The organism is Streptomyces sp. NPDC056161, from assembly GCF_042268025.1.
In the GTDB taxonomy this organism is placed as follows: Bacteria; Actinomycetota; Actinomycetes; order Streptomycetales; family Streptomycetaceae; genus Streptomyces.
On sequence record NZ_JBHJUV010000008.1, the window covers coordinates 169815 to 189966 of the forward strand.

12 protein-coding genes are annotated in these 20152 nt (G+C 73.4%); 5 read left to right on the forward strand and 7 right to left on the reverse strand.

Annotated elements, in window-relative coordinates:
- Positions 1–144: 144 nt before the first annotated feature.
- From ACFC09_RS10300 to ACFC09_RS10310, 3 genes are all read right to left on the reverse strand, one after another.
- Entirely contained in the window at positions 145–5883 is a 5739-nt protein-coding gene (locus ACFC09_RS10300; RefSeq protein ID WP_376525555.1) for a hypothetical protein, read from the reverse strand.
- Positions 5884–5890: 7 nt separating this feature from the next.
- Positions 5891–6196 carry a trypco2 family protein gene (locus ACFC09_RS10305; RefSeq protein ID WP_376525557.1) on the reverse strand — a complete coding sequence of 102 codons (306 nt, stop codon included), beginning with the start codon at positions 6194–6196 and terminating at the stop codon, positions 5891–5893.
- A gap of 145 nt (positions 6197–6341) precedes the next feature.
- Entirely contained in the window at positions 6342–8306 is a 1965-nt protein-coding gene (locus ACFC09_RS10310) for a BTAD domain-containing putative transcriptional regulator (RefSeq protein ID WP_376525558.1), read from the reverse strand.
- Positions 8307–8390: 84 nt separating this feature from the next.
- Here ACFC09_RS10310 and ACFC09_RS10315 point away from each other — a divergent pair, with 84 nt between their 5' ends.
- Entirely contained in the window at positions 8391–9305 is a 915-nt protein-coding gene (locus tag ACFC09_RS10315) for an alpha/beta fold hydrolase (RefSeq protein ID WP_376525560.1), read from the forward strand.
- Positions 9306–9507: 202 nt separating this feature from the next.
- Here ACFC09_RS10315 and ACFC09_RS10320 read toward each other — a convergent pair whose 3' ends face one another.
- Complete coding sequence (locus ACFC09_RS10320; protein WP_376525561.1) at positions 9508–11649, reverse strand: peptidoglycan recognition protein; 2142 nt, start codon at positions 11647–11649, stop codon at positions 9508–9510.
- Between the two features lie 376 nt (positions 11650–12025).
- Here ACFC09_RS10320 and ACFC09_RS10325 point away from each other — a divergent pair, with 376 nt between their 5' ends.
- Entirely contained in the window at positions 12026–13543 is a 1518-nt protein-coding gene (locus ACFC09_RS10325; protein WP_376525563.1) for a ParB/Srx family N-terminal domain-containing protein, read from the forward strand.
- A gap of 264 nt (positions 13544–13807) precedes the next feature.
- Here ACFC09_RS10325 and ACFC09_RS10330 read toward each other — a convergent pair whose 3' ends face one another.
- The 3 genes from ACFC09_RS10330 to ACFC09_RS10340 form a co-directional block, all read right to left on the reverse strand.
- Positions 13808–14383 carry a TerD family protein gene (locus ACFC09_RS10330; RefSeq protein WP_376525565.1) on the reverse strand — a complete coding sequence of 192 codons (576 nt, stop codon included), beginning with the start codon at positions 14381–14383 and terminating at the stop codon, positions 13808–13810.
- A 273-nt stretch (positions 14384–14656) separates the two neighbouring features.
- Positions 14657–15130, reverse strand: coding sequence for a hypothetical protein (locus ACFC09_RS10335; protein WP_376525567.1), 474 nt, complete (start codon positions 15128–15130; stop codon positions 14657–14659).
- Positions 15131–15469: 339 nt separating this feature from the next.
- Complete coding sequence (locus ACFC09_RS10340; RefSeq protein ID WP_376525569.1) at positions 15470–16108, reverse strand: hypothetical protein; 639 nt, start codon at positions 16106–16108, stop codon at positions 15470–15472.
- 464 nt (positions 16109–16572) lie between these two features.
- Here ACFC09_RS10340 and ACFC09_RS10345 point away from each other — a divergent pair, with 464 nt between their 5' ends.
- The 3 genes from ACFC09_RS10345 to ACFC09_RS10355 all read left to right on the forward strand — a co-directional run bounded on the left by ACFC09_RS10345 (position 16573) and on the right by ACFC09_RS10355 (position 20139).
- A complete protein-coding gene (locus ACFC09_RS10345; protein WP_376525571.1) occupies positions 16573–17154 on the forward strand; it encodes a hypothetical protein in 582 nt (193 codons plus the stop codon).
- A 180-nt stretch (positions 17155–17334) separates the two neighbouring features.
- Complete coding sequence (locus tag ACFC09_RS10350; RefSeq protein WP_376525573.1) at positions 17335–18186, forward strand: hypothetical protein; 852 nt, start codon at positions 17335–17337, stop codon at positions 18184–18186.
- 324 nt (positions 18187–18510) lie between these two features.
- Positions 18511–20139 (forward strand): M1 family metallopeptidase, encoded by a 1629-nt coding sequence (locus tag ACFC09_RS10355; RefSeq protein ID WP_376525574.1) that lies wholly within the window; start codon positions 18511–18513, stop codon positions 20137–20139.
- The last annotated feature ends 13 nt before the right edge of the window (positions 20140–20152 follow it).

The window sequence follows — 20152 nt, forward strand, 5'->3', positions numbered from 1 at the left end:
GCCGGGGCGGGCGAGGACCTGCACGACCCGGTGACCGCGCTGCGCGTCGACCGCGTCCCGGCGCTGCGGGCGCTGGCCCGTTCCCGGGCGCTCGCGCTCGCGCCCCGGCCGCTGCCCAGCCGCTGCCCGGCCGCTGCCCGGCCCCTATCCGGCGGCGTCCGGCCGGGCATCGGGTGGGACGTCCGGCGGGACATCCGGCGGGGCATCCGGCGCCGCATCCCGCATGGCATCCGGCGGAACGTCCGGCGCGGCGTCCGGCGCGGCAGCGAGGCCGTCCAGTCTGTGGATCTCCTCGGGCAGCAGGTCGGGGCGCGTGCGCAGGGCGGTCAGGACCATCCGGGCCTTCTCCGTCGTCCCGTGGTCGTCCAGCCAGGCGAAGGCGAGGGTGATGCCCCGCCGGGCGTCCGCGGCAGGCAGGTCGGTGCGGGCCAGCAGCGGGCCGAGGACGAACCGGGCCCGTGCGGCGGCGGCGTGTTCGCCGAGCCAGGTGAAGGCGGCCAGGACCGTACGCCGGGCGTCCTCGGGGGTGAGGGCGTCGTCGGACAGCAGCGGTCTGAGGACGATCGGCGCGCCGGCCGCGGTGGTGTGGCCGTCCAGCCAGGCGAGGGCCAGCGGGCGGGCCGACCGGGTGTGCTCGGCGGCGAGGTCCGGGCGGGCGAGCAGCGGGCCGAGGACGAACCGGGCGCGTGGGGCGGCGGCGTGGTGGCCTAGCCAGCGGAGCGCGAGGCCGGCGGACCGCTGGGCCTGGGGGTGGGTGAGGTCGGTGCGTTCCAGCAGTGGTCGCAGGACGTGCGCGACGCTCGCGGCGGCGGCGTAGCGGTCGAGCCAGGCCAGGGTGGTGGTGACGGTCCGCCGGGCGTCGTCGGCCGACAGGTCCCGGCGGACCAGCAGCGGGTCGAGGACGTGTCCGGCGCCGAAGGAGCCGCCGTGCCCCGTCAGCCAGGCGAGGGCCACACTGACGGACCGGCCGCCCGGCCCGCCGACGGACTCGCCGCCGGATTCGGCGGCCGACTCACCGCGGGATTCGCCGCCCGGCCCGCCGCCGGGTTCAGCGGCCGACTCACCGCCGGGTTCGCCGCCGCCGGATTGGGCGGCCGGCTCACCGCTGGATTCGCCGCCGCCGGATTCGCCGCCGTCGGCTTCGCCGGTCGGCTCGGGGCGGGTGAGCAGCGAGGCGAGTACGAAACGGGCCTCCGCCATGGACGGGTGCGCGTCGAGCCAGGCGAAGGCGTGGGCCAGCGCGCGCCCGGCGTGCTCGTCGGTGAGGTCGGTACGGGCGAGCAGCCGCCCGAGCACGTAGGCGGCGTCGATGGTGAGGGCGTGCTGGTCGAGCCAGGTGAACGCGGCCGCGGCGGCGCGCCGGGCGTGCTCGCCGGTCAGGTCGGACCGGGCCAGCAGCGGTTTGAGGACGTAGCCGGCGCCGAGGCCGCAGGCCCGTTCGTCGAGCCAGGCGAGGGCGGTGCGGGCCGACCGGTGGGCGTCCGCGGACCGCAGGTCGTTCCGGCTGAGCAGCGCCTTGAGGACGAACTGGCCCTTCGGTGCGGTGGCGTGCTGGTCGAGCCAGCCGAGGGCCGCCGTGACCGCCCGCGCCGCCGCCACGGCCGACAGGTCCCCGCGGGCCAGCAGCGGATCGAGGACGAAACCGGCGCCGGGCGAGGCGAGATGGTCGTCCAGCCAGGAAAGCGCCGCCTCGGCCGTCTGCCGGGCGGTCTGCGGACCGAGGTCGGCGCGGGCGAGCAGCGGGTCCAGGACGAAACGGGCCTCCGCGGTGGCCGCGTGCCCGTCGAGCCAGACGACCGTGTGGGCCAGGGCCCGCCCGACGTCGGCGGTGCCGAGGTCGGTGCGGGCCAGCAGCGCGTTCAGCACGAACTGGGCGCTCGGGGTGGCGGCGTGCAGATCGAGCCAGCCGAGGCCCGCCGCGACCGACCGGGCCGCCGCCGCGGCCGACAGGTCCCCGCGGGCCAGCAGCGGATCGAGGACGAAACCGGCGCCGGGCGTGGCGAGATGGTCGTCCAGCCAGGTCAGGGCCGCGGTGGCGGCCCGCTGTGCCTGGTCGGCGGTGAGGTCGCTGCGGGTGAGCAGGGTGTTGAGGACGTACTGGGCCTTCGCGGTGGTGGCGTGGGATTCGAGCCAGGTGAGGAAGGTCGAGGCGAGCCGCCGGGTGTCGTCGGTGCCGAGATCGGTGCGGGAGTCCAGGGCGTCGAGGACGAGCCGGGCCTCGGGTCCGGTGGCGTGCTCGCCGAGCCAGGCGAGCGCGGCGGGCAGCAGCCGCTGGGCCTCGGCCGGCGGGCAGTCGGGGTGGGCGAGCAGCCGGCCGAGGACGTATCCGGCGTCGGACGTGGCGGCGTGCCGGTCCAGCCAGGTGCGGGCCGCCGCGAGCGCCCGCCGGGCCTGGCCGGGGTTCAGGTCGTCGCGGCCGAGCAGGCCGTTGAGGACGTAGCCGGCGCCGGACGTGGTCTCGTACCGGTCGAGCCAGGCCACCGCGGCGCGGATCGCCTGCTGGGCGTCGGCCGCCGTCAGGTCGGGGCGGGACAGCAGCGGTTTGAGGACGTAGCCGGCGTCGCTGTCGCCGTGGTGGCCGAGCCACACCAGGGCGGCCGTGACCGCACCCCGTGCCTCGTCCGGGGTGAGGTCGGTGCGGGCGAGCAGGGGCCTGAGGACGTAGCCGGCGTCTTCGGCGGCGTGCAGGTCGAGCCAGCCGAGGGCGGCGGCGGCCAGCCGTCGCACGTCGGCCTCGGTCAGGTCGGACAGCGCGAGCAGCCGGCCGAGGGCGAACTTGGCCCGTTCGGCGCCGGTGTGCCGGTCGAGCCAGGCGAGGGTGGCACGGCTGACCCGGCGGACGTCGGCGGGGTCCAGATCGGTCCGCAGGACCAGCCGGGACAGGACGAACTCGGCATCCACGTCGGTGGCGTGCAGGTCGAGCCAGCCGAGGGCCGCCGTGAGCACCCGCCGGGTGTCGTCGGGGTCCAGGCCGGGGTGCTGGAGCAGCCGGGAGAGGACCGACTCGGCCTCGATGCCACCGGGGTGCAGGTCGAGCCAGCCGAGGGCCGCGCCGAGCACCCGCTGGGCGTCGTCGGCGCCGAGGTCGGTGCGGGCGAGCAGCGGGCCGAGGACGAAGCGGGCCTCCGCGGCGTCGGCGTGGTGGTCGAGCCAGCCGAGGGCCGCCGCGAGCACCCGCCGGGTGTCGTCGGCGCCGAGGTCGGTGCGGGCGAGCAACGGGCCGAGGACGAACGGGGCCTTGTCGGTGATTCCGTGCAGGTCGAGGTAGGCGAGCGCGCCGCGGACCGCGCGGCCGGCCGCGGCGGGGCCCAGGTCGGGGCGGGACAGCAGGGGCCGGAGGACGTAGCCGGCGTCGGGGGCCGTCGCATGGTGGTCGAGCCAGCCGACGGCGACGGACACCACCCGTGCGGCGTCCTCGGCGGTCAGGCCGGAGCGCGGCAGCAGGGTGCTGAGGACGTATCCGGCGCTGTGCGTGGCGGCGTAGCGGTCGAGCCAGACGAGCGCAGCGGCCAGCACCCGCCGGGCGTCGTCGACGGGCAGGTCGGTGCGGGCGAGCAGTGGCCTGATGACATAGCCGGCGCCGGGGTGCGTGGTGTGCTGGTCGAGCCAGGCCAGGGTGCTGGTGACGACCTGCCGTACGGCCTCGGCGGGCACGTCCGTGCGGGACAGCAGCGGGCCGGTGACATAACCGGCCTCGCTGGTCAGCCCGTGGGTTTCGAGCCAGTCGAGCGCGGTGGGCACGAGCAGCAGGGCTCCGTCGCCGGGCAGGTGGCGCAGCCCGCGGTGGAGCACGTGCCGGGCGTCGCGGCCGGCGCCGTGGTCCTGGAGCCAGGGGCTGACGACGTGTTCCCAGTTGTGCACGGCGGAGGCGGACCAGGGCGGTCCTGAGCAGATCGCGCCGAGCGCGTACCCGCCGATGTCCGAGTCGTGCCGCATGAGCCGGCCGATGGCCGCGGCGTGCTCGGTGAACCAGCCGTCGAGCACCGCGGTGCTCTTGGCGGCCCGGCCGTCAAGGCCCAGGTCGCCCACGATCCGGCCGACGGTGGCGGCGTACCGGCCGACGGTACGGGCGCTGGTGAGGCAGCCGGCGAGCAACGCGTGGGTGCCGGTGACGTCCGGGTTGGCAGCGGATTCCGGGATCATGACCGACTCGACGAGCTGGTCGGCGACGATGTCGTGGGCGACCGACAGCACCCCGTCGCGGGTCTCCAGCCAGCCCAGCGACACCAGGGTCGCCACGATGTCGTCGGCCGCGGGCGCCCCGGCCGGGGCCCCGGCCGTCGCCGCTCGGGCGGCGGCCACCACCTCGGCGTGTTCCTGCGGGCAGGCCGCCGCGGCGGCGGCAGCGGCGACCAGGTCGTGCGACGCGCGGGCGGGCGTGTACATGCGGGGGCGGCGGGCCACGGTGAGCCCGTCCTCGCGCAGCCGTCCCCGCAGCCAGACGGGCAGTTCACCGCCGTTCCGCAGGCCAGCCGTCTCGGGCATGGACCTGAGGCCCGCCTTGACCCGGCGTTCGATCTCGCGGGCGATCAGCAGGGCCACGATGGGGCGGTGGCCGCTGACCGCCAGCATCCGGTCCCGGCCCAGTTCCCGTACGGCCGTGGGGGCCAGCACCTGGAGGACGTTGTCGGTGACCTGCCGCTGGAACGCCTCGTCCTGCCGCAGTTGCACCTCGTCGAACAGTTCGTACACCAGGGCGCGATCCGCCTTCATCAGCCAGCCGGGCCGCGCGGAGGCGAGCAGGGCCAGGGTGATGCCCCGGCGGCGGGCCTCGGGGAGCAGGTGGTGGCGCAGCGCCAGCAGATCGAGGCTGGTCGCGTTGAGGTCGATCACCACCAGGACGTCGCCGACGTCCGCGAAGACCTGGTCGGCTATCTGCTCGGTGATCGTCTCGCTCTGGTTGTGGGGCAGGACGTGCAGCACCCGCCAGCCCTGTTCCAGCGCGAGCCGGCCCACCTCCAGGCCGGTGCGGCTCTTTCCGGTGCCCGCCGCGCCCAGCAGCAGCACACCGCGGTCCTCGGACATCACCAGCCTGGTGAGCAGTTTCCGCGGGGCGGCGGCGTCGTCGCTGCCCGGTGAGACGAACGGCAGCCGTTCGGGGGTGAGGTTCTTCTCGAAGTCGCTGAAGCCCTCGACGAGTTCGGCCTGGGATATGACGGCCCGCAGCCGCGGGCGCACGGGTTCGCGGGCGGGCGGGTCCAGCGGCACGGCACGGGCCGGTACGAAGTCCTCGGCGAGCACGGCGGCGAACTCCGGGTCGCGCAGCGCCTGGGCCACGGGTTCGGCCTCCGCGCTGCCCGTCCCGGCGGCGGGCAGCCGGTGGGCCTGCACGCCGACCAGATAACGGTCGTGGGCGAACAGGGCCGTGCCGGAGACACCCTGCCAGGCGTCCTGGCCGTCGGGTCCCCGCTCGCGCGGCAGGTGCGTGGTGATGGTGAGACCGAGCAGCCCCGACTTCAGGTTGGAGCCGAGCCGGATGTTCCCCTCGAAGTCGCAGCTCTCGCGCCGGTCGAGACCCTCGAACCGGTCCGAGGCGGCGTGCTGCGCGAACGCCGGGAAGCCGACGCCGGTGAACGGCACGCTGCCGACGGCGTCCGGCAGGCTGCCGAAGTCGACGCGCGGTACGGAGGGAAGGCCCGCGGGCACCTCGTCGAGGCGCAGCAGGGCCAGGTCCTGCCGTTTGCTCCGCCACGCGACGGTGACGGGCAGGGGGTCCTTGTCCCGGCCGAGCAGCACCGTGCAGGCCGGGTCGGCGTCCTGGCCGAGCAGGTGCTTCACCGTGAGGATCAGCCGGGTGCTGATCCGATAGCCCGAGCCGTACTTGTGCCCGCCGTCCCGTGCGACGAGTACCTGCGCGACCCTGCGTTTGTCGATCGGGGCCATTCAGCCCTCAGCCCGCGGGGAAGAGGTTCGAGACGTCGTCGTCCGTGAGGACGGGCTCGCCGTCGTCGGTCTCGGCGGCCAGGCTGAGCTTCACGGTGTGGGTGTGCGCGGTCTTGCCGCCGCCCTTGCCGCCCAGCGACACCACCCAGAACTTCACCCCGGCGTTGGCCTCGGCGGTCTTCTCCACCGCGACCTGGAGTTCCAGGTCGATGGAGTTGATGCGGAACCGCACGTCCTGGCCGGCCGCGGCCAGCCGGGCGCGGTCGATCTCCGCGCGAAGTGACGTGAGCAGATCGGACAGTTCGATGTCCATGGGTCCCCCGAAACCGTACGGAATCCGTCAGCCGCCTGTGGCGTGCGTGAAGTCTCTCAGATGACAGAGTGTCGGGAGCCCCAACCGGTCATGTCCACTGCCGTGCACGGGCGGGATCCGGCCGAGGCCGGGGCCGGGGCCGCCGTCAGGCCCGCAGGGCCTCGGTCCAGTCGGCGACCGGTCCGAAGGTGAGGAATCCGCTCGCGGCGCCCGCCAGCTGGCCGGTGGCGGGACGCAGCCGGGCGGCGAGGACGGACCGCAGTCCGGGGTCGTCGAGTTCCAGGGCGGCGGCGGCCGTCAGGCAGCACAGCGCCTCGTACATGAGGTCGGCCGGCGGTTCGGGCAGCCCGCGCACGGCCGCGTGGGCCTGCCCGGTGCGGCCCGCCCCGAGCAGGGCGAGCGGTCGCGCCCACGGCCGGTAGGGACCCCAGTCCTCGGCGAGATCGACGGCAGCGGCGGCGGCCGGGCGGTCCGGCCGCAGGGTCAGGGACAGCCGGGTCAGCGGGATCAGCCCCGCCGTCAGACCGGGCATGCCGCAGGCGTCGAGCGCCGCGTACGCCGACCGGTAGGCGTGCTCGGCCTGCGCCGCGGTGCCGGTCGCGGCGGCGCGCAGGGCCGCGTAGCCGGCGGTGAACACGCCGACGAGCGGTAGTTCGTGCCGTCGGGACAGCCGGTCCGCGGCGGCGGCGTGCGCGTCGGCGGTCGCGAAGTCGGCCAGGGCGGCGCGGGCCTGGACGCGGACGAGGTGGCCGAGCACCTCGTAGGTGACCAGGCCGTGCCGGGCCGCGAGCGCGACGAGTTCCGCGCCGGTCGCGTCCCGGACGGGCGCCAGACCGGCGCGGGTGCAGGACTGCATGAAGACGCCGTTGAGGGCGAAGGCGAGCAGCGCGGGGTCGTCGAGGCGGCGGGCGCTCTCCTCGGCCGCGCGGGCGGCGGCCGGGCCGCGCGGCGAGCGGGTGCCGCGCATCTCCACGGCGACGGTGGCGAGGAGACGGCAGCGGGCCGCCTCGTGCGGCGCGTCCGGCGGGAGCGCCGCGAGGGTGCGTTCGGCCGCGGCGACGATACGCTCCGCCGCCTGCGGGTCGTCGGCGCGCGGCCACAGCGCGGGCACGTCGAAGGCGCCGATGACCCGGGCGGTCAGCTCCGCGTCGCCGGTCTCCTCGGCCGCGGTCACCGCCGCGAGCCGGTGCCCGCGGGACTCGGCGAGACCGTCGCCGCCGGTCACCGCGAGGTTCCGGAGCAGGCCCACGGTGGACTCCAGGCGGGCCCTGGCGCCGGCGGCCACCGTACGGTCGTACGCCTCGGCCGCCCGCGTCCACAGCCGGGCCGCCGCCTGGGACGGTTCCGCCGGGCCGTCCAGGCCGGGGTCCTGGGCAAGGATCCGCGCCTCCAGGCGGCGCAGCGCCACGCCGGGGTCGAGGCCGAGCCGGTCGGCCAGGTCCGCGCGGGCGCGGCGCAGCACGGCGAGCGCGTCCGCCTGCCGGCCCGTGCGGTACAGCGCCAGCGCCAGCAGCCGCCAGCCCTCCTCGCGCCAGGGGTGGGCGGTGGCGTGCGCGTCGAGGTCGGGCACCGCCTCGGCGGGCCGGCCGAGCGCGAGCAGGGCCCCGGCCCGCCGTTCCACCGCGTGCAGCCGCAGTTCGCTCAGCCGGGCCCGCTCGCCCCGGCACCACTCCTGGCCCGCGAAGTCCGCGTAGGCGGGGCCGTGCCACAGCGCGAGCGCCGCTTCGAGCCGTGCCAGGGCGCGCTCGGGCGCCGCCGCGGCGGCCTCGGCCACGGCGTCCTCGAACCGCCGGGCGTCGACGGTGCCGGGGTCGGCGCGCAGGGCGTACCCGGGTCCCTCGGTGACCAGCAGCCGGGCCGGTGTCCGCGGTGGGCGCTCCGGTTCCAGGGCGCGGCGCAGGTCGCCGACGAAGGTCCGCAGGGCGCCTACGGCGTTCGGCGGCGGCTCCTGCCACAGGTCGTCGACGAGCCGGCCGACCGGCACGACCCGGCGGCGGGCCACGATCAGCCGGGCCAGGACGGCACGGTGGCGCGGGCCCTTCAGGGCCAGGGCGGCACCGTCGCGCTCGGCACCGACCGGCCCGAGCACCCGGAACACCACCGGTTCCATGCGACCTCCCTGCCCGTGCTCCGTGCCCGTGGGCCGACCGGCTTTGCTGACCGGGTGCTGATCCGCGGGCGGCAGCCTCGGAGCATGTTCTCCCATGACTCCAGCGTCCCCTCCGGTGTCCCCTCCGCCATCCCCGGTTTCGTATCGCAGCGCGTACCCGTCGCGGACGGCGTCGCCCTGCACACGGCCGTCGGCGGCAGCGGCAGCCCCGTCGTGCTGCTGCACGGCTTCCCGCAGACCCACCTCATGTGGCGGCACGTGGCCGCCGACCTCGCGGCCGACCACACCGTGATCTGCCCCGACCTGCGAGGTTACGGCGCCAGCGACAAACCCGCCGAGAACCCCGACGGAACGGCGTACGCCAAGCGGACCATGGCCGCCGACATCGTCGCGCTCGCCCGTGCGCTCGGCCATGAGCGGTTCGCCCTGGCCGGGCACGACCGCGGTGCCCTGGTCGCCTTCCGGGCCGGGTTGGACCACCCAAAGACCATCACGCACCTGGGCATCCTCGACATCGTGCCGACGCTCGACATGTGGAACGTCCTGCACGGCGTCTCGGCGGCGGTCGGCTACCACCTCTTCCTGATGGCGCAGCCGCCGGGCCTGCCGGAAGCGATGATCGCGGGCAGCGCGGACGCGTTCTTCGGCTCGTTCCTCGACGCCTGGGCCGATGACCCGACCGCCATGCCCGCGCAGGTACGGGCCGAGTACCTGCGGGCGAGCGCCGCGGCGGTGCCGTCGATCGTCGCGGACTACCGGGCCTCGGCGGGCATCGACGTCAGGCACGACCAGGCGGACCTGGACGCCGGGACGCGGTTCGCCATGCCCGTGACGGTCGTCCAGCAGGACTGGGGCGCGCAGCTCGGCTACGACGCCACCGGGGTGTGGCGGGCGTGGGCGCCGGACCTGGACCACCGGCTGACCCGAGCGGGGCACTTCATGGCCGAGGAGGACCCTGCCTCGATCGCCGCAGCACTGCGCGACCTGCTGGAGCGCTGACCGCACGGCCGATCGCACAGTCGGCCGGGCAGTCGGCCGGGCAGCCGACCGGGCAGCGACCGGGAAGTCGGCCGTGAACGCGCGCAGGTCCCGCGGAGCGAGTTTCCTCTGCTCCACGGGACCTGCGTATCGCGATCCGGTGTGCGGTGTGCGGCGGCCCGGTCTACCGCGGCCGGGCCGCCGATGTACCGCTACGGGGCCGTCACTTCACGTAGACGAGCCCGTCGGTGGTGACGGTCGGACGGCCGCTGGTGCCGACCACGACGAGCTTGACGGTGTGCTTGGCGCTGCTGGACCAGGACTTGGTCCAGATGGCGTTGCGGTACTGCGTGGTGGACGACTTCAGGTCGACGGTCGAGACCTTCGTCCCGTCGACGTACACGTACACCTGCCCGGAGGTGGCGGCGCGGGAGACCACCAGGGCGGCCGAGCGGCCGGTGAAGGTCCAGGTGAGGCTCGCGTTCTTGGCCGAGCTTGAGTACGACTTGCCGCCGAGGTAGCTGGAGCTGGAGCGGGTGCTCCAGGTGCCCGTCCTGGTGGCGGAGGTCTCCTGGAGGATCACCGGGGTGTAGGCGGGCGAGACCGTGCGGTAGTTGCCCGCCCAGTCGTACGCGCGCATCGACCAGGTGGTGGCGACGCCGGGCTTGACGGTGCGGCTGGAGCTGGTGGTGGTCGGGCCGAAGGTGACGGCCGCCGGGGCCAGCAGGTTCACCTGGCGCAGGGCCGTCGTGTCGGCGGCCTTCCAGCCCAGCGTGACCGGGACGGAGGTGGTGCTGACGGTGCCGGTGCGCAGGGCGATGTTCGGGTTGGTGCTGAAGGTGGGCGCGGTGGTGTCCGCCACGACCTTCACCGAGGCGCTGGTGGCCGTCCTGCCGGACTGGTGCACGGCCCGCACGGCGACCGTGTGACTGCCCACGGCCAGCGTGGTCGCGCCGGAGGTGGCGGTACCGGCCAGGGTGGCGACGGTCTTGCCGTCGACCACCAGCTCGTACTTGGAGATGAGCGACGACGGCGTGGTGGCCGACCACTTCACGGTGACGGCGCCCTTGGTGTAGTACGTCGAGCCGTTCAGGGTGGCGCCGGTGACCGAGGCGACCTTCAGGCCCTGCACCGGACCGGCCGCCAGGGTGCGGATGGTCGGCAACTGGTTGTAGAGCCCGTCGCCGGGGCACTCGGTGTTGAAGCCGTCACGGTGTGCGGAGATCCGCGGGAAGGTGTACTTGGTGCCCGCGGTGAAGTCCTTGTGGAAGTAGTTCGTCTGCGTGGCGCCCGCGTTCAGGTCGACGGTTCCGGCCGGGTCGGCACCGTACTGCCCGAGCTTCCAGGCCGCGATCCGGGCGACCGAGGTCAGCGTGGCGCTGGAGGCGCCGGCGCTGGTGTAGGTGCCGAGCACCGCGATGCCCGTGGACTCCCGGTTCCAGCCGTAGGTGTGTGCGCCGAGCACCGGCAGGTCGACACCTCCCTTGCGGCCCTCGAAGATGGTGCCGCACTTGTCGACGAGGAAGTTGTAGCCGATGTCGTTCCAGCCCTCGATCTTCACGTGGTAGAGCATGATCGATCGGACCACGGCCGCCGAGTCGGCGCAGGAGTAGTCGTTGGCGCCGTCCGTGTGGTGCACGAACACGGCCTTCACGTCCGGGTTGTACTCCGACGGGTCGGGGCTGATCGACTCGTCGGCGCCCCAGCCGGCCCGGGAGACGATCGGCGGTTCCGGCACGGTGGACGGCGGCGCCGAGGGCTTGGTGGGCGACGGGCTCGTGGAGGGGGTCGAGGAGCCCGAGGGGGAGGCGGAGTCGGCCGGGGTGGCGCCCGAACTGTCCGCCGCGACGAAGGCGGCGGGATCGGCGTCCGCGCGTTTCTGCTCGGCAGCGGTGACCACGCCCGGGTCGACCAGGTTCACCTGAAGCCCCGGGGGCAGCGCGCGGGTCGAGCCGTCCTTGCGGACGACCTGGGCCTCGACGCCGTCGGAGGGGCCGACCCACAGCGGCTCGGACGCGCCGCGCGCACCGGCCTCGGGATCCTCCGGCGGGTCGGTGTTCAGCTCCAGGTCGTGCCAGGCGCTCCACTCGCCGGTGTCCAGGCTGTGGGTGCGCACCTGCGCCGTCCCGTCCAGCCGGTGGGCGGCGCCCGTCCAGGAGACGCCCAGCAATGAGAACTGCTGGGTGTCCGTGCGGCCCAGCTCCCGCTTGTTGCTCGTGGCGGTCTTCAGCCCGAGGGCGTAGACCTTCGCCGGCCGTTCGGCCCTGGTCCCGTGACCGTCGGCGGGGCTGGCGACGGCATAGGACACCACGCCGCCACCGCCCAGGACGACCGCCCCGAGCGTCAGCCACACCCGCCGTTTCATGGTCAACGGTCTGTACGCATGCGACGTACGAGGACTCACTATGTATCCCACCCCAGAGAAGGCCGCTGAGGTCCGTGAAGGACAGCGGCAGAAAGTTCAGGAGTCACACCTGACACACAGGTGCACTGCTATCACTAGCGCACAGGATGCGCCAAGCATCACCCCGGTGGCCCCCGCAGTGACCGAGACCACATGGATCCCCTCGCTCTCACGGACTGCGGGAGGGGATCCCGCGGACCTCAGGGACCGTTGGCCGGTCTCGGCTGTGGGCGCACCGGGAGTTCACGCCGATTCCACCCGGTGATCCGGCACGCCTGCGAGCGTTCTCCCGGCAAACCGGGCGCGGGGCAGCGCCCGTTCAAGCGGAAGGGACTCCATGCGGGCAAAGAGTGCCGGAAACCGGTCGGACGCCGGCCCGAGACCGAGGCGCCGTACGGCGGCGGCCCTGACCGCCGTCGCGCTGGCGGCCGGGGCGGTCGTCACCGGAGCGGGCGCGGCGCAGGCGCAGGCGCAGGGCTGCGGTGCCGGACGGGCGTCCCAAGTGTGCGCCCAGCCGGGCGAGTTGCTGGACGTCACCCTGGGCGAGCTGCATCCGACCCAGTCGGTGCTCGGCTATGACGAGGTCTACTACAAGCTCGGCCGTTACGGTTCGGACAAGGACGAGGCGGCGGGCGACTTCAACAAGCGGTTCGACGACTGGTGCGAGACCAACGGGCAGGGCGAGGCCGCGTCCGTGCGGCCCGGTGCCCGCCTCGACGACCCGGCCAGCTTCTCCTGCACCGTGCCGCTCGGGCAGGAGACGGCCGACAGCGTCGCCGGGATGAAGACGGCGGTGGTCGGCCCCGGCGGCAAGCTGTACCTCACGGACGGGCACCACACCCTCACCGTGTTCGACGAACTCCCCGACGGCGGCGACGCGCTCCACATCCGGGTGCGCGTCACCGACAACTTCAGCTCCCTGTCGACCGCGGCCTTCTGGCAGCGGATGACGGACGAGCGGAAGGTCTGGCTGCGCGACGAGAACGACCGGCCGATCACCGTGGACCAGTTGCCCGACCGCCTCGGTCTGGCCCACTTCCACGACGACCTGTACCGCGGCCTCGTCTACTTCACCCGGGACATCGGCTACGCGGTGCCCGACGACGCGAGCGAGTTCCTGGAGTTCTACTGGGGCGAGTGGCTGCGCGACCGACTGCCCGTGCCGGCGGCCGGACCGAGTGACCCGGCGGCCTACTTGAGCCTGGTCAAGCAGGCGTCCCAGGCCATGGCCGCGCTCGGCGGTGACGATCCGGTGGCGGGCGGCCGGACGGCCGCCGAGCTGGGCAAGATGGCCCAGTGGAACGACGGCAAGAAGGAGACCGGCGGTGAGTTCGCCAAGGTGAGCAAGCCGATCACGGACGCCAAGCCCGGCAAGCTCGCCTACGCCCTCGACTTCAAGTCCGGCCTCACCCCGGCCCCGTCCTGCACCACCACGCTCACCGGCACCCACCGCGGCCCGGTGACCGTCGCCACCGGCGTCACCTGTCTCGACCGGGCGCAGCTGACCGGCCCCGTGACCGTCCGCGCGGGGGCCTCCCTGGTCTCCCGCGGCAGCACGGTGACGGGTCCGGTGACCGCGGACCGGGCCCGTACGGTGCAGTGGTGCGGCACCACCGTCACCGGGCCGGTGTCGGTCACCGGCACGAGCGGGCCGGTCGTCCTCGGTGGCACGGGCTGCACCGTCGACGCCGTCACCGGTCCGGTCGTGCTCACCGGCAACAGCGGTGGCGTCACCGTCTCCGGCACCACCGTCACCGGGCCCCTGACCTGCTCCGGCAACCAGCCGGTCCCGGAGAACGCGGGCAGGCCGGTCACGGTCCTCGGCCCCAAGGCGGGCCAGTGCGCGGCCCTGTGACGGGCTGAACGCAGGAAGCCGACCGATGGGCAAGGTCCCGTCCGGTACCCGGAAACGGGACCGGACGGGACCGCTGTGATGGACGGGGCGAGACAGGGCAGGACGGGGCAGGACGGGGCGAGACAGGGCGGGACGAGGCGAGACGGGCCGGCCGCCGCGTCAGCCGTCGCCGTCCGTCACGGCGCCGTCGGCCCGGCCGTGCCGTATCAGCCGTGCCCCGTCAGCCGTGCCGCCCCAGCCGCTGTCGTCTCCGCCGCTGCCGTCTCAGACATTCACGCCGAAGTCGGCGGCGATGCCGCGCAGGCCGGACGCGTAACCCTGGCCGACCGCGCGGAACTTCCACTCGGCGCCGTGTCGGTACAGCTCCCCGAAGACCATCGCCGTCTCCGTCGAGGCGTCCTCGGACAGGTCGTAGCGGGCGATCTCCTGGCCGTTCGCCTGGTTCACGACCCGGATGAACGCGTTGCTGACCTGGCCGAAGTTCTGTCCGCGCAGCTCCGCCTCGTGGATGGAGACCGGGAAGACGACCTTGTCGATGTCCACGGGCACGGCCGCGAGGTTCACGTTGATGCTCTCGTCGTCGCCCTCGCCCTCACCGGTCAGGTTGTCACCGGTGTGCTCCACCGAGCCGTCCGGGCTCCTGAGGTTGTTGTAGAAGACGAAGTGCGCGTCGGAGGCGACCTTGCCGGACGTGTTCAGCAGCAGCGCGGAGGCGTCCAGGTCGTAGTCCGCGCCGGTGGTGGTGCGGACGTCCCAGCCGAGGCCGACCACGACGGCGCTCAGGCCCGGCGCCTCCTTGCTCAGCGATACGTTGCCGCCCTTGGCGAGCGAGATTCCCACGGCTCGTCCTCCCGTTGTTCGTTGCGTTCGTTGCGTTCGTTGCGTCGGTACCGTCACTCGTTCCAACGCGGCACCCGCGCCCATGGTTCCGATGTTTGCGCAATAACTAAACTGTTACAGCGGGCAGCGACAGCGAGCGGCGGAGTGGGAGGGACACACCGGGCGGGGCGGTGGCGGCGGCACGCGGAACGCCCCGTCCGGTGCGGGCACAGGCCGACGGCGGGGCGTTCTCGTACTCGATGACCGGTGGCCGCAGTCCACCGTCACCGGCTATTACCGTCTGGCCTTTTTAGCCGGATGCGCACCCGTTTGCTGCCCCTGATAAGCGCTGACCTGTTGCTGCTGACTGCTACTGGAGGAGGCTTGTGAATTGCTGGCAGTGTTACTTGCCTCCCGGACCGGGTCATACCCGCGGCGCTGCTCGCTCACGCTGTTCAGCCTTTGCTCCAGCGCGTCTTGGCCTTCCCTTTTGGCGTTGACATATGCCTGGCCGTCCTTCAGCATCCGCTGATAGTCCGCAGGAGTTTGCGTGGCCGCGTAGGTATCGCGTGAGGTAGTGTAGTTCGTCAAGAGCATTTCGGAAGCATGGTGGTAAATCTTTTCCAGTTCACTCAGCTCCCCCACGCCCAGGTTTTGGGCCCGACGGGCAAGGTCGATCTCGCGCCTGCTGGCCCATGCGAGCCCTTCGGTCAATTGATCACCAGTGACCGGAACATTTGCGAGATTTCGGTAGAGATCCGTGACCACTTGCGCCCCTTGCCCCCGCCGCTCTCTCGAAGCCGCTTGCTGGGCTCGCAACGTCGCGATATCTCCCGACTCTGGCATCGCTTCCACATTCCTTCCGCGCAGGCATGCATGCTTCCCTGAGAGTCACCAACGGACAGACGGCGTCGGTGGTTCAGTCGGAGTCCTGGCCCGCACCCCCGACCCCGCCCCCCTCCGGCGGCTGACGCGCCACGCTCCGCCCAGAACCGGCGAAGGGCGCGCGACGGGGCGTTCCTGTGCTTGACGGGGCGTTCCTGTGCTTGACGGGGCGTTCCTGTGCTTGATGACGGCCGCCCGCGATCCCTTGCCGGCGGACTCTGTCTACCTTGTAGGACCTTTGGGTTTGTCGGCCGGCCGGTAAGGCAGGCTGACGGTGCTGCTGCCGGCGAGTTGCGGCCTTCCGCGCGTGGCCGCCGCGGAGGGGACCGGCGGTTGGGTTGCGCGGGCGGCCCCACCGACGGGGTTTCGCGCTTGTCCAGAGAACCATGCGGCGACGCCCTGCATTACCTCGACCGCCTGGTGCATGGGAGCGTACAGGGCCGCCCGGTTTTGCTCGCTCAGATCCTCCAGCCTCTTCTCCATCAGGTTCTGCTGGACTTCCTTGAGGCTCGCCCACACCAGGCCGTGATTGATCATCTGCTCACCGTCTTCTTTGGAATTCGATCGCTCGTATCGCGATAGTGAGCTGACGAACGGCTTGAAAGCTCTATCGGCCGCACGTGCGTGAATCGCTTCGTGCGACGTCATCTCCGGTGCCTCCTTCGACGTACCCAGGGAGGCGGCTTGGCGGTCAAGGTCACCCTGACGTCCCAAGGTTTTTTTGACCAAGGAATCCACTTCCCCCTTGGCGCCCTTAGCGGCCGAAAGCCCGTTTGAGAGATCCGCGCGCAGCCTTTCGGACGAAGACTGCAATCCTCCCGCTTGCAGTTCCAGGTAGTACTTTTTGAGTAGGTGATCCACCGCGGCCCAACCCGCCGGCCGATCACTCAGCCGCCGATCCCTCTCCGCCCGCATCGCCCGGAGATCTCCTGTTTTCGGCTGTGGATCTGTTTCCGGCTGTGATCCTCGCGGCATCTCTTCTTCCTTCCTTGGCGCAGGTGCGTGGTCGAGAGTTGACAACGGACCGACGGCTCCGGGGGTTCAGTCGGCACCCGGGCGGCCGTCCGAGTCGGTGCGACCCGGCCATGGCGACGGTCCGGCAGACGGTCCGGTGAGCGTTCACGGAAGCCCCGCCGCCACCCGGCTCGCGCACTGCGCACAGAACCTCGCCCACAGCGGCCCGCCGGCCTCCCGCACAGCCCCGCGAACCCACACGCAACCCTTGAACATCCCGCATACGGGACAGAACCTGCCATCACGCCCCTGATGGAGGACACTGAAAGGCGAGAGGTGGGCCTGTCGGTGCCGCAAAGGGGGTGTCGACCATGGCAGGGATACGGCTCGACCGGGCGCGGACGTGGCGCTGGCGCCGCAGTCCGCTGCGGCGCCGCAGCGACGTCGTCGAAGCCTGGATCCTGCTCGCGGCCTGGGTGATCGCCGTCGTGGGCAGCATCTTCGCGGGACTGGTGGCGGCGTCCACGGTGGACCGCAATCTGGCGCAGCAGCGGGCGGAGCGGCACACGGTGTCGGCGGTCGTCACCGAGAACGCGCCGCACGGCCCGTCCGTGCAGACCCCGGACGGCGGGCACGTCTGGGCCACCGTCCGCTGGACGGCCCCGGACGGCTCCACGCACCTCGCCCGCACCGAGGTGCCGCCCGCCTCGTCGAAGGGCACCCAGGTCGCGATCTGGACGGACGGGCAGGGCCGGCTGACGACGCGGCCGATGGCCGGCGGCGACGCGGCCTTCCAGTCGGTCTGGACCGGCGCGCTGGTGGCGGTGGCCACCGCCGGTGCCGTGGCCGGCTGTGCGCAGCTGGCCCGCGGCCGGCTGGAGCGGCGGCGCCTGAACCAGTGGGCCGAGGAGTGGGAGCGCGTCGACACCCGCTGGGGCGGCCGGACGGGCTGATCCCGTGGCTGGACGGCGGAGGGACGGCGGATGCGGGGAATCTGCGCAGGAGAGTCACACGGGCTGCACACAGACACTCGAAAGGATCGTTACCGTTGCTGGCCGCTCGCTCTGTTGTGCGAGCACGACCAGGCCGTGCCCGGACGGGCCCACGGCGCCAGCGACCCAGGAAGACCGCGGATGGACTACTGCACCTCGTGCCGTCGGCATCTCAACGGTGCCCTGGTGTGTCCCGGGTGCGGCGCGTACGCCCCGGACATCGCCCCCGACGTCTCCGCGTCCGGCATCACCGCCGCGGCTCCGGAGCGCCCGGACACCGCACTCGCCGTCCCGGCCGGCCGGCCGCCCGCGGCGTGGCTGCGCCGGTACGACGTGCCTCCGGCCGACGAGCCCGAGTACGTGCCCGACACCGCGGCCGTGCCGCCCCCGGCGGACGACGTCGCGAGCCCGGCGCCCTCGGGCGAGGGACGCGCGGCGCGGCGCCGGCAGCGGGCCCGGTGGAAGAAGAACCAGCGCCGGGCCGTGGTGGCGACGGCGGTCGCGCTCGTCGGAGGCGGCCTGACCGTCGCGGCGATGGACCGCAACCAGGCCGTCCGGCCGCAGGCCGCGACGGCGCCGGACAACCACCGCATCACCCTCACCGGGGAGCTGCCGGAGCAGACGGCGACCGTCCCCGCGGCGCCGACCGACGACGCCACGTCGGCCTCGTCGTCCCGGACCGAGGACCGGGACACCGGCGCCTCGCGGCAGCGGAACGAGGCCGCGCCGCGCACGGTCGCCTCGATCACCCGTCCGGACGCCGCCGTCGCGCCCCACCCGGCCACCACGCCCACCGCGCACCGGCCGAGCACCGCGGCACCGGCCCCGGCGCACACGAGCACGGGAAGCCAGCAGCCGAGCGGCACGCCCACGCCGGCCCCGTCCACCGGCACCCCCGCCCCGAGCGACCCGCAGACCGGCACCCCGGCCCCCTCGACACCACCGTCGAGCGACCCGACGCGGCTGTGCCTGCTGGTGCTCTGCCTGGGCTGAGACATCCGAGGCAGTACCTGCGTCAGCCCGTACGTACGCCGTTTCGTACGCCGTTTCGTACGCCATTTCTTACGTCGGCTCTTACATCGGTTGGTACATCGGTCTCGTACATCGGTGAAAGCGGCTCCGCCCGCCCAGTGGGGTCACTGGGCGGGCGGAGCCGCTTTCGCGCGTTCCGACCCGGGCGAGGGCTTCGACGGCGCACACAACCCTGGCGTGGACAACCCTGAGGCCAATAACCATTCATAATCCCGCATAACTAAGAAGGACCCAGCAAAAGGAACATAAGTAGCTATACATACCCCTTGCTGCCATAGTGCGCCCATGAAGATCACGAAGGTGTCGTCCCTCGTCGTCACCGGAGCCGCCGGGATCACCGGAGCCGCGCTCCTCCTCGGCGCGCTCCGCCACGACGGTGGCCGTCCCGTCGCCCGCCCCGGCGCGCTCGCCCCCCGTGCCGTGCCCTCGCCCGGCGCCCCCGGCATCGGTGACCCGCTCGCGCCGCTCGACGGCAACGGGGGCTACACGGTGCGCCGTTACACCCTCGACCTCGACTGGCGGGCCCCGCGGACGCCGTTCCCCGCCGCGGCCACCATCAGCGCCACCGCCACCCAGGCGCTGTCCCGCTTCGACCTCGACTTCGCGGGCAACACCCTGCACACGGTCACCGTGGACGGCGTACCGGCGCGGGCCGTGCGCGACGGCGACGAACTCGTCGTCACCCCGGCCCGGCCGATCCCCGACGGCGCCGCCTTCACCGTGCGCGTCGCCTACACCGCCGACCCGACGCAGCAGCGCCACCGCGACGACGCGATCGGGGCGTACGGCTGGGTGCCGACCGCCGACGGCACCGTGCTGTGTCCGCAGCCCGACGGCGCCAAGCTGGTCTTCCCGGTCAGCGACCACCCGAGCCTGCGCGCCCCCGTCACCTTCCGCATCACCACCCCGGCGGACCTGAGCGCGGTGGCGGGCGGACGGCTCGTCGAGCGGGTCCGCAGGCCCGACGGGCGGATCCGCTGGACGTACGACTCCGAGCAGCCGGTCGCCGCGCAGCTGGTGCAGCTGGCGATCGGCAGGTTCACCTTCGTCGAGGGCCGCGGGCCGCGCGGGCTGCCCGTGCGGGACGTGGTCCCGCGGGACCTCGTCGACGGCACCGCGGCGTACCGCGCGCTCACCCCGCAGCACCTGGAATGGCTGGAGCAGCGGCTCGGCCCGTACCCCTTCCGCCGGTACGGCGTGCTGGTGGGCGACACCGACCTGCCGGTGGCGCTGGAGACGCAGTCGCTGTCCGTCGTACCGAGCGCCACCCTGCTGGGCGACCGGGTCGGCGCCGAACGGGATCTCGTGCACGAGCTGGCCCACCACTGGACGGGGGACAGCGTCGGTCTGCGGCGCTGGTCCGATCTGTGGCTGAGCGAGGGTCACGCCCGCTTCTACGAGCGGCTCTACACGGACACGCACGGCGGCCCCGATCTGGAGGAGGCCATGCGGTGGACGTACGAGCAGCACGACCAGTGGCGGCACGACGACGGCGCGCCCGCCGAGCCCGCCTCGTCCACGCTGTTCCGTCAGATCCGCTACGACGGCTCGGCACTGGTCCTCTACGCCCTGCGGGAGGAGGTCGGCGAGGAGACCTTCGAGCGGATCGAACGCGAGTGGGTGACGCGCTACCAGGGCCGGACGGCGGGCACCCGGGACTTCATCGCGCTCGCCTCCCGGGTCGCGGGCCGGGACCTGACACCGTTTCTGACACCGTGGCTGTACGGGGCGCACACCCCGCCCATGCCCGGACACCCCGACTGGCGGGTGAACCCGGTCGAGGACGGCGAGCCCGCCGGGGATGCCGGGGATGCCGGGGACGCCGGGAACACCGGGGTCGCCGGGGGCGCCGGGAACACCGGGGTCGCCGGGGGCGCCGGGGACGGCGAGAACACCGGGGGCGCGGGCGGCTGAGCGGGCCCGCCGG

Excerpts from the sequence above, each read along its gene's own strand:
- ACFC09_RS10305 (WP_376525557.1), bottom strand. The coding sequence starts at position 6,196 with ATGGACATCGAACTGTCCGATCTGCTCACGTCACTTCGCGCGGAGATC.
- ACFC09_RS10320 (WP_376525561.1), bottom strand. The coding sequence starts at position 11,649 with ATGAAACGGCGGGTGTGGCTGACGCTCGGGGCGGTCGTCCTGGGCGGT.
- ACFC09_RS10310 (WP_376525558.1), bottom strand. The coding sequence starts at position 8,306 with ATGGAACCGGTGGTGTTCCGGGTGCTCGGGCCGGTCGGTGCCGAGCGC.
- ACFC09_RS10300 (WP_376525555.1), bottom strand. The coding sequence starts at position 5,883 with ATGGCCCCGATCGACAAACGCAGGGTCGCGCAGGTACTCGTCGCACGG.
- ACFC09_RS10325 (WP_376525563.1), top strand. The coding sequence starts at position 12,026 with ATGCGGGCAAAGAGTGCCGGAAACCGGTCGGACGCCGGCCCGAGACCG.
- ACFC09_RS10345 (WP_376525571.1), top strand. The coding sequence starts at position 16,573 with ATGGCAGGGATACGGCTCGACCGGGCGCGGACGTGGCGCTGGCGCCGC.
- ACFC09_RS10355 (WP_376525574.1), top strand. The coding sequence starts at position 18,511 with ATGAAGATCACGAAGGTGTCGTCCCTCGTCGTCACCGGAGCCGCCGGG.
- ACFC09_RS10315 (WP_376525560.1), top strand. The coding sequence starts at position 8,391 with ATGTTCTCCCATGACTCCAGCGTCCCCTCCGGTGTCCCCTCCGCCATC.
- ACFC09_RS10350 (WP_376525573.1), top strand. The coding sequence starts at position 17,335 with ATGGACTACTGCACCTCGTGCCGTCGGCATCTCAACGGTGCCCTGGTG.